The following is a 2263-nucleotide window of genomic DNA, read 5'->3' as shown; positions in this document are numbered from 1 at the left end:
GTGTCCACCAGACATTGGCATGTTTTTCGTCGAACAACGTGCATACGCGACGTTCTCTTCTTTTTTCAAAAGTTTAGCGACGAGATCAACGACGTGCTCACCCATTTTACGGTATCCAGTCAATTTCCCACCCGCAATCGTGATGAGACCTGACTCAGACTGCCATACTTCATCTTTACGAGAGATTTCAGAAGGGTCTTTTCCTTCTTCATAAATCAATGGACGTACACCAGCCCAGCTTGATTCAACGTCTTCTGCTGTCACTTTAACCTCTGGGAACATATAGTGAATCGCGTCTAAGACGTAGTCTTGGTCTTCGACTGTGAACTTCGGATGTGCAGTATCTTTATCGAAGAACGTATCTGTCGTACCAACGTATGCTTTTCCATCACGTGGAATCGCGAAGATCATCCGACCGTCTGGTGTATCGAAATAGACCGCTTGTTTAAGTGGGAATTTCGATTGATCGATGACGACGTGGACACCTTTTGTCAAACGAAGTTGTTTCCCGACTTTAGAGCCATCTTTTTCACGTAATTCATCAACCCATGGACCTGTCGCGTTGACGACTTTTTTCGCACGGATTTCATGTACGTCACCTGTCAAGAGGTCTGTCACACGCATGCCGACGACTTTTCCAGCATCGTAGATGATTTCTTCCGCTTTTGTATAGTTGACGACGCGTGCACCGTGTTCAACCGCTTCTTTCATAACTTCGATTGTTAGACGGGCGTCATCTGTACGGTACTCAACGTAATAACCGCCACCTTTGAGACCTTGTTGTTTGACGAGTGGTTCTTTCGCTAATGTTTCTTTCGCAGATAACATCGTACGCCATTCCGAACGTTTAACACCTGCTAAGAAGTCATAAACACGAAGACCGATTGACGTACTGAACGGTCCGAACGTACCGCCTTTGTGCATCGGAAGCAACATCCACTCTGGTGTCGTGACGTGTGGTCCGTTTTCGTAAACGATCGCACGTTCTTTACCGACTTCCGCGACCATTTGAACTTCGAATTGTTTTAAATAACGTAGACCACCATGGACTAATTTCGTTGAACGACTAGACGTACCGGACGCGAAATCCTGCATTTCGACGAGGCCAATCTTCATACCGCGTGACGCTGCATCGAGGGCAATCCCCGCACCTGTGATACCGCCACCTACGACGAGTAGATCGAGTTCTTCACGTGTTAATCGATTATAGACATCTGCACGGTTTTTGCTTGAGAATGGTTGGTTAGCCATGAATAGTTCCTCCTGTTTAGGTTCGAAAAAAAAAGAGACCACAACAAACACGCTGACTATGTCAACTGCTGCTGTGGTCTCTCCATATTCTCCGACCGATTTATTAACTTGACCTTACTATAACATACGTCACATCATTTGAACAACATCGTAGCTTGAACAGCTTTTTGCCATCCACCGTAGAGCGCATCCGTCTCTTCTTTTGCCATGCTCGGCTCGAAGCGACGTTCTTTTTTCCATTGCGTCGCAATTTGTTCACGGTTCTCAAAGAATCCAACAGCAAGACCTGCGAGGTACGCTACACCTAATGCCGTCGTTTCATTGATTTCCGGACGCTCAACTGGTGCTTGGATGATATCACCTTGGAACTGCATCAAGAAGTCGTTTTTAACTGCTCCACCATCAACACGGAGCGTTTTCATCTCGATGCCTGAATCTTGCTCCATCGCAGATAGGACGTCGCGTGTCTGATAAGCGAGTGATTCAAGTGTCGCGCGGATGAAGTGTTCTTTTTCCGTACCACGTGTCAAACCGAAGACGGCACCACGAACGTCTGAATCCCAGTAAGGTGTACCAAGACCAACGAATGCTGGTACGACGTAGACACCGTCTGAAGACGTGACGCGTGTTGCGTATCCTTCTGATTCTTTAGCATCATCAATGAGACGTAATCCGTCACGTAACCATTGAATCGCAGATCCTGCGACGAAGATACTTCCTTCTAAAGCATACTCCACTTTTCCATCGACGCCCCACGCGATCGTCGTCAGCAATCCGTGATCTGATTTAACAGCCTCTTCCCCTGTGTTCATCAACATGAAGCAGCCTGTACCGTATGTGTTCTTCGCCATTCCTGTATCAAAACACGCTTGACCAAACAATGCGGCTTGCTGATCGCCCGCTGCTCCAGCAATCGGAACTGATTCTCCGAAGAAGTGATACCCTGCTGTCTCTGCGTACACTTCAGAAGATGGTCGTACTTCTGGAAGCATCGCTTTCGGGACATCTAAGA

The 2263-nt window shown here is 47.2% G+C and carries 2 protein-coding genes; both read right to left on the bottom strand.

Features of this window, described 5'->3' with window-relative positions:
* On the bottom strand, positions 1–1251 hold a 1251-nt coding region (locus F8N00_RS17640), incomplete at its 3' end, for a glycerol-3-phosphate dehydrogenase/oxidase (protein WP_421018705.1).
* A 134-nt stretch (positions 1252–1385) separates the two neighbouring features.
* Positions 1386–2263 (bottom strand): FGGY-family carbohydrate kinase (locus F8N00_RS17635; RefSeq protein WP_421018704.1); only part of this gene is annotated, 878 nt, incomplete at its 5' end.

The organism is Exiguobacterium sp. A1_3_1 (assembly GCF_048985645.1).
Taxonomy (GTDB): Bacteria; Bacillota; Bacilli; order Exiguobacteriales; family Exiguobacteriaceae; genus Exiguobacterium_A; species Exiguobacterium_A indicum.
The sequence above is the reverse complement of the archived record's forward strand: the minus strand, read 5'-3'. Positions and strand labels throughout refer to the sequence as shown.